This is a genomic window from Streptomyces calidiresistens, assembly GCF_014141525.1.
Classification (GTDB): Bacteria; Actinomycetota; Actinomycetes; order Streptomycetales; family Streptomycetaceae; genus Streptomyces; species Streptomyces calidiresistens.
This window is the reverse complement of record NZ_VKHS01000278.1, coordinates 1-6,239: the sequence shown is the minus strand read 5'-3', so window position 1 is coordinate 6,239 and position 6,239 is coordinate 1. Positions and strand designations below refer to the sequence as shown.

The 6,239-nt window shown below is 71.3% G+C and carries 8 protein-coding genes; 5 read left to right on the top strand and 3 right to left on the bottom strand.

Annotated elements, in window-relative coordinates; translation table 11 throughout:
• The first annotated feature begins 182 nt into the window (after nt 1-182).
• From sdhC to FOE67_RS13200, 4 genes are read left to right on the top strand one after another with little or no spacing between them, the layout of a single operon-like run.
• Nucleotides 183-563, top strand: a complete 381-nt coding sequence (gene sdhC, locus FOE67_RS13215; RefSeq protein ID WP_143619716.1) for a succinate dehydrogenase, cytochrome b556 subunit — start codon at nt 183-185, stop codon at nt 561-563.
• Nucleotides 564-569: 6 nt separating this feature from the next.
• A complete protein-coding gene (locus tag FOE67_RS13210) occupies nt 570-1,046 on the top strand; it encodes a succinate dehydrogenase hydrophobic membrane anchor subunit (RefSeq protein ID WP_182663859.1) in 477 nt (158 codons plus the stop codon).
• Nucleotides 1,047-1,066: 20 nt separating this feature from the next.
• A complete protein-coding gene (sdhA, locus tag FOE67_RS13205) occupies nt 1,067-2,821 on the top strand; it encodes a succinate dehydrogenase flavoprotein subunit (RefSeq protein ID WP_182663857.1) in 1,755 nt (584 codons plus the stop codon).
• A complete protein-coding gene (locus tag FOE67_RS13200) occupies nt 2,821-3,594 on the top strand; it encodes a succinate dehydrogenase iron-sulfur subunit (RefSeq protein WP_182663855.1) in 774 nt (257 codons plus the stop codon). The genes sdhA and FOE67_RS13200 overlap by 1 nt, the downstream gene beginning before the upstream one ends.
• Before the next feature lie 157 nt (nt 3,595-3,751).
• On the opposite strand, the gene FOE67_RS13195 is transcribed toward FOE67_RS13200, so the two are convergent.
• Together FOE67_RS13195 and FOE67_RS13190 are read right to left on the bottom strand one after the other, a co-directional pair.
• The gene (locus FOE67_RS13195) at nt 3,752-3,985 is read right to left on the bottom strand and encodes a hypothetical protein (protein ID WP_182663854.1); all 234 of its coding nucleotides are present in this window, start codon (nt 3,983-3,985) and stop codon (nt 3,752-3,754) included.
• Nucleotides 3,982-4,557 (bottom strand): hypothetical protein, encoded by a 576-nt coding sequence (locus tag FOE67_RS13190; RefSeq protein ID WP_182663852.1) that lies wholly within the window; start codon nt 4,555-4,557, stop codon nt 3,982-3,984. The genes FOE67_RS13195 and FOE67_RS13190 overlap by 4 nt, the downstream gene beginning before the upstream one ends.
• Nucleotides 4,558-4,825: 268 nt before the next feature.
• Here FOE67_RS13190 and FOE67_RS13185 point away from each other — a divergent pair, with 268 nt between their 5' ends.
• Entirely contained in the window at nt 4,826-5,533 is a 708-nt protein-coding gene (locus FOE67_RS13185) for a hypothetical protein (protein ID WP_182663850.1), read from the top strand.
• 22 nt (nt 5,534-5,555) lie between these two features.
• Here the strand turns inward: FOE67_RS13185 and FOE67_RS13180 are convergent, their stop codons facing one another.
• On the bottom strand, nt 5,556-5,900 hold the full coding sequence (locus FOE67_RS13180; RefSeq protein WP_182663848.1) for a hypothetical protein: 345 nt from the start codon (nt 5,898-5,900) through the stop codon (nt 5,556-5,558).
• Between the last annotated feature and the right edge of the window lie 339 nt (nt 5,901-6,239).

Sequence of the window (6,239 nt, the reverse complement as noted above, 5' to 3'; positions counted from 1 at the left end):
GCACCCGGACGTGCCCGGACGGGTGCCGAATTGATCACATCCGCACCCCCGGTCCCGGCCGCCCCGCACCCCGTCGATACCATGTCGGGCGGCCGGTGGACCGTCTCCGGCCGGGCCCGCGGACCTCACCTGGAACAGGAACGGCCGGCAGGCCCCGACATCCGCTCCCGGAGGGTTTTTCCGTGCCGGCTGGAACGCTGTACCGCGGCCGGGAAGGCATGTGGTCATGGGTGGCTCACCGAGTCACCGGTGTCCTCGTCTTCTTCTTCCTGTTCGTCCACGTACTCGACACCGCACTCGTCCGCGTCTCCCCCGAGGCGTACGACCAGACCATCGCCGTCTACAAGACGCCACTCGTCGCTTTCATGGAGTACGGCCTGGTCGCCGCCGTCCTCTTCCACGCCCTCAACGGCCTGCGGGTCGTGGCGGTGGACTTCTGGAGCAAGGGCGCCCGGTACCAGAAGCAGATGCTGTGGACCGTCATGGCCGTCTGGGGCCTGCTGATGGCCGGCGCCGCGTGGCCCGTGCTGGGTCACGCCTTCCGCGAGCTGTTCGGGAGCTGATCGAGAATGTCCACCGAAACCACCCCCGCGAACAGCGGCACGGCCGGCGAGCGCCCCATCGGCCCGGACAACCCGGCCCCGGTGATCGAGCCGCCGCGCACCCGCACCGGGCGCTCCCCGCGCTCGACCCGCACCAACTTCGAGTTGCACGGCTGGCTGTTCATGCGGCTCTCCGGCATCCTGCTGGTCTTCCTGGTGCTCGGGCACCTGTTGATCCAGCTGGTGCTGGACGGTGGCGTGAGCAAGGTCAGCTTCGCGTTCGTCGCCGGCCGCTGGGCCTCCCCGTTCTGGCAGGTCTGGGACCTGCTGATGCTGTGGCTGGCCATGCTGCACGGCGCCAACGGTCTGCGGACGATCATCAACGACTACGCCCAGCGGGACAACACCCGCTTCTGGCTGAAGATGCTGCTCTACACGGCGACCGTCTTCACCATCCTCCTGGGCACGCTGGTGATCTTCACCTTCGACCCGAACATCCGCTGACGCACCGGGGCTGACGACTCATGCAGACACACAAGTACGACACCGTCATCGTCGGCGCCGGCGGCGCCGGGATGCGGGCGGCCATCGAGGCCACCAAGCGCAGCCGCACGGCCGTGCTGACCAAGCTCTACCCCACCCGCTCCCACACCGGCGCGGCGCAGGGCGGCATGGCCGCCGCCCTGGCCAACGTCGAGGAGGACAACTGGGAGTGGCACACCTTCGACACCGTCAAGGGTGGTGACTACCTGGTCGACCAGGACGCCGCGGAGATCCTGGCCAAGGAGGCCATCGACTCCGTCCTCGACCTGGAGAAGATGGGCCTGCCCTTCAACCGGACCCCCGAGGGCACCATCGACCAGCGGCGCTTCGGCGGCCACACCCGCAACCACGGCGAGGCGGCCGTGCGCCGTTCCTGCTACGCCGCGGACCGCACCGGCCACATGATCCTCCAGACGCTGTACCAGAACTGCGTCAAGGAGGGCGTGGAGTTCTACAACGAGTTCTACGTCCTGGACCTGCTGCTCAACGAGGTCGACGGGGTCAAGAAGGCCGCCGGCGTCGTCGCGCTGGAGCTGGCCACCGGCGAGCTGCACGTCTTCCAGGCCAAGGCGATCGTCTTCGCCTCCGGCGGCACCGGCAAGTTCTACAAGGTGTCCTCCAACGCCCACACCCTCACCGGTGACGGCCAGGCCGCCGCGTTCCGGCGCGGACTGCCGCTGGAGGACATGGAGTTCTTCCAGTTCCACCCGACCGGCATCTGGAAGATGGGCATCCTCCTCACCGAGGGCGCCCGCGGCGAGGGCGGCATCCTCCGCAACAAGGACGGCGAGCGCTTCATGGAGCGCTACGCGCCGACCATCAAGGATCTCGCCCCGCGCGACATGGTCTCCCGGTCCATCTACACCGAGATCCGCGAGGGCCGCGGCTGCGGCCCCGACGCCGACCACGTGTACCTGGACCTCACCCACCTGCCGCCGGAGCAGCTGGACGCCAAGCTGCCGGACATCACCGAGTTCGCGCGCACCTACCTCGGCATCGAGCCCTACACGGACCCGATCCCGATCCAGCCCACCGCGCACTACGCGATGGGCGGCATCCCGACCAACGTCAAGGGCGAGGTGCTGATCAACAACACCGACATCGTCCCCGGCCTGTACGCCGCCGGCGAGGTCGCGTGCGTGTCGGTGCACGGCGCCAACCGCCTGGGCACCAACTCGCTGCTGGACATCAACGTCTTCGGCCGCCGGGCCGGCATCGCCGCCGCCGAGTACGCGGCGACCGCCGACTTCGTCGAGCTGCCGGAGGCCCCGGAGAAGTTCGTCGCCGACGAGGTCACCCGGATGCGGGACGCCTCCGGCGGCGAGAGCGTGGCGGCGATCCGTCGCGAGCTCCAGGAGACGATGGACCGCAACGCGATGGTGTTCCGCACCGAGCAGACCCTCAAGCAGGCCCGCGAGGACATCGTCGAGCTGCGCGCCCGGTACAAGAACGTGTCGGTGCAGGACAAGGGCCGGCGCTTCAACACCGACCTGCTGGAGGCCCTGGAGCTGGGCAACCTGCTCGAACTGGCGGAGGTGCTGGTCGTCTCCGCGCTGGCCCGCAAGGAGTCGCGCGGCGGCCACTACCGCGAGGACTTCCCCGACCGGGACGACGTCAACTTCATGCGGCACACCATGGCGTACCGCGAGGTCGACTCCGAGGGCAACGAATCGATCCGGCTGGACTACAAGCCGGTCGTCCAGACCCGCTACCAGCCGATGGAGCGCAAGTACTGATGAGCACCGCGACCGTGGAGAAGGAGACGACCGGCGCCCCCGACGGGGGTTCGGCCGCCTCCCACAAGATCTCCGTCACCTTCCGCCTGCGCCGCTTCAACCCCGAGGTCTCGGCCGAGGTCACGTGGCAGGACTTCCGGATCGACATCGATCCCAAGGAGCGGGTCCTGGACGCCCTCCACCAGATCAAGTGGGAGGAGGACGGCACCCTCACCTTCCGGCGCTCCTGCGCGCACGGCATCTGCGGCTCCGACGCGATGCGCATCAACGGCCGCAACCGGCTGGCGTGCAAGACGCTGATCAAGGACCTGAACCCGGCCAAGCCGATCACGGTGGAGCCGATAAAGGGCCTGACGGTCCTCAAGGACCTCGTGGTGGACATGGAGCCGTTCTTCCAGGCCTACCGCGACGTGATGCCGTTCCTGATCACCAGCGGCAACGAGCCGACGCGCGAGCGCCGGCAGTCCGCCGCCGACCGCGAGCGGTTCGACGACACCACCAAGTGCATCCTGTGCGCCGCGTGCACCTCCTCGTGCCCGGTGTTCTGGAACGACGGCCAGTACTTCGGCCCGGCGGCGATCGTCAACGCGCACCGCTTCATCTTCGACTCGCGCGACGAGGGCGGGGAGCAGCGGCTGGAGATCCTCAACGAGAAGGAAGGCGTGTGGCGCTGCCGCACCACCTTCAACTGCTCGGAGGCCTGCCCGCGCGGCATCGAGGTCACCAAGGCGATCCAGGAGGTCAAGCGGGCGATCATCACCCGCCGCTTCTGATCGGCTTTCGGGAAGCACCCCCGGAGGGCCGGACCGCGCACCCGCGCGGCCCGGCCCTCCGGCCGTTCGGGGGTGGCGCGGGGCCCGGTGGCGCCCCCTCGCCGACGGCGTGAGCCGGTGGGACCGAGCGGCCCCGGTATGGCTCCCGGAGGGGGGGTCACCGCCTCAGGGATCGCTCGGCCCGGGCGAGTCGGAAGCGGAGGCGCAGGTCCCTCACGGCGACCACGGCCATGGTCACCGCGAGGGCGAACTGCACCACGGCCCACAGCCACTGCCATCCGCCGATGCCGGCGGCCCGTACCCCACCGCCGAACACGAACGGCGCCCCGAACATCATGAGCACCGGGACGCCCGAGTCCGGGAGTCGGGGGGATTCCGGGTTCCCGCTCATCGGGTTTCCGCCTTCCGGGTCGTCTTCTCGTCGAGGGGGCCGAGGGGCCCCGCATCGGCCGGTGCCGTGCCCCCTCGGACGAAGCGGCGCGGCACCGCCGCGAAGAGGACCGCCACGGGCAGGGCGAGGATCGCCACCGGTGGCACGGCCGCTTCCAGCGAGCGCGCGAGCAGGTGTGGCCACGACATCGCTCCTGCCGGACCCGAATTCCCGACCACCGCCGTGGTCACCGCCGCCACCGTCACGGCCACCACGGCCCCGGCCACGGACGCCGCCCAGAACACGAACGCGGCGGTCGGCCGCCGACGGCCGTCTCCCGACGGCGCTCGGGTGATGGCGTACGCGAGGGCCGCCGTCACCGTGAACAGCACCGCGTACTGGAGGCCTCGCGCCCACCCGGGCAACAGGGGGTGCCCCGGGACGGGTTCGATCATCGTCACCCGGGGCGACGGGACCCGACTCCAGGCGAGCGTCCAGGAGTGGACCCGCTCACCCCACGGATTCACCACGAAGCCGCCCCGGACGGGGCTCTCCGCCATACCGATCACGAGGAGCAGGAGGGTCAACGCCACTCCCCCGACGATCGCCGGTAACCACGCCCGTCGCGGCCCCATCCCGTCCCCCTGTCACGGCCCGGGCCCGGCGATTCCCGAGCGCCGGCCTCATTGTCCCCCGGCGGAGCGCAGCGGTCCGGGCGGGAATCCAACGGCGTTCGGCCCCGGGCCCGCCCCGCGAACGCCTGTCTTCCGCACGGGTCGCCGGTCGGCCACCCACCGGCCGCGGGAGGACGACCTCGGCGCCCGCGATACGGTCACGGTTCAACCACTGTGCCGGGGAAGGGTGTTGTTCGTGCGCCAGGCGTCCTCCGACCCATTGGGCCCCGCCGACGCCGACACCGGGGAGAAGCACGACACGTCCGTCTCGTACGGATACGCCGGCGTGTGGGGGGCCCACCGGGTGGCCTTCGTGGTGGCGATGGGGATCACCGGCCTGGCCGTCGTGATCTTCCTGCTCACCTTTCTCCCCGGCGAGGAGATCCGCGTCCCGGGGGCTTTCTTCCTCGTACCGCTTCTCGTGCTGTTCCTGATGCTCTTCATCGGGTTCTTCACCGTCGCCGGGCGGGTGCACGGTCTGCTCGGCGGTTGGGACGTGGTACGGATCCTGTGGACCCTGCCCCGGTGGCTCAAGATCTCCTACGCCCTTCTGCCCTGCCTGGCGGTCGTCGGGATCCTCACCTCACCCACCGGCACGAAGAACGTGGCCCGGGACGGTGACGAGTACTACATCCCCCCACGCGGCTCGTACAGCGACGCCGAGCGGACACCCGTCACCGAGGCGGAGTACCACCGGAGCTCGCGTGAGGGCGCACGGCTCACCACCGTCGTGACCATGCTCGTGGGCGGCGGCGTCGGTCTGGGCACGATCGTCTCCGCCTCGGTCACCGCCGTGTACCGGCGCGCGGAGGAGGCCGTATCCGCGGCGGAGTTCGTCGGGGAGGGAAACGAACCCGGGGATCGGGCCACGGGGTACCGCCCGCCGCCCGCCTGAACGACGGCGGGCCACGTCCCGGTCAGGGGCGGCAGGCGGTGCAGTGGGTGCGGGTGGTGCTGCGGAAGGCGACCTCGTGGCAGCCGGCGCAGGTGCGGATGGGCGGACGCCCGTGCTCGGGAGCCGGCGAATCCGCCGGTGGCCGGAAGCGCGGGGCGGGGAGGTGGGTGCGCAACCGGTGCCCGAGGAGCGCGGCGGGGCGGGAGAGGAAGGCCGCCGGGAGGTTGTTGATCAGTGCGTGCACGACCTCCCCGGGGGTCGCGCCGGCGGTGAACCAGCGCTCCACGACGGGGGCGAGGGCGTGCGTCTCGGCGGCGGAGAGGCACAGCCGGGGGTCGTGCCGGCGCAGCCCGGCCAGGAGTGCCACCGCCCGCCCGGAAGGCTCGGGACCCGGGGTGGGAGACCCGGTCGCGCGGTGGTCGGCCGCCGGCGGACGCGGCCGGGGCACCGGGAGCGGCACCGGGACGGGCGGTGCGACGACGGTCGTGGAGGCCGCCGGGGCGGACGCGGGGACGGCGGCTTTGCCGTCCGGCGCCGGGGCGGCGGTCGTGGGTCCCGGAGAGACGAACGGCGCTCCGGGAACCCGTGCGGGTGCGATGGCGGAGGAGGGGGCGAACATCCCCGGCCCGGCACCCGCCCCGGGGGCGGTACCCGCCGACGCGGCGGGCGACGGCCCCGGGGACGACCCGGACACGGCGATCGATGG

Bases quoted from the DNA above. Each gene is read 5' to 3' on its own strand.
- FOE67_RS13210 (WP_182663859.1), top strand. From the start codon at position 570: ATGTCCACCGAAACCACCCCCGCGAACAGCGGCACGGCCGGCGAGCGC.
- sdhA (WP_182663857.1), top strand. From the start codon at position 1,067: ATGCAGACACACAAGTACGACACCGTCATCGTCGGCGCCGGCGGCGCC.
- FOE67_RS13200 (WP_182663855.1), top strand. From the start codon at position 2,821: ATGAGCACCGCGACCGTGGAGAAGGAGACGACCGGCGCCCCCGACGGG.
- FOE67_RS13195 (WP_182663854.1), bottom strand. From the start codon at position 3,985: ATGAGCGGGAACCCGGAATCCCCCCGACTCCCGGACTCGGGCGTCCCG.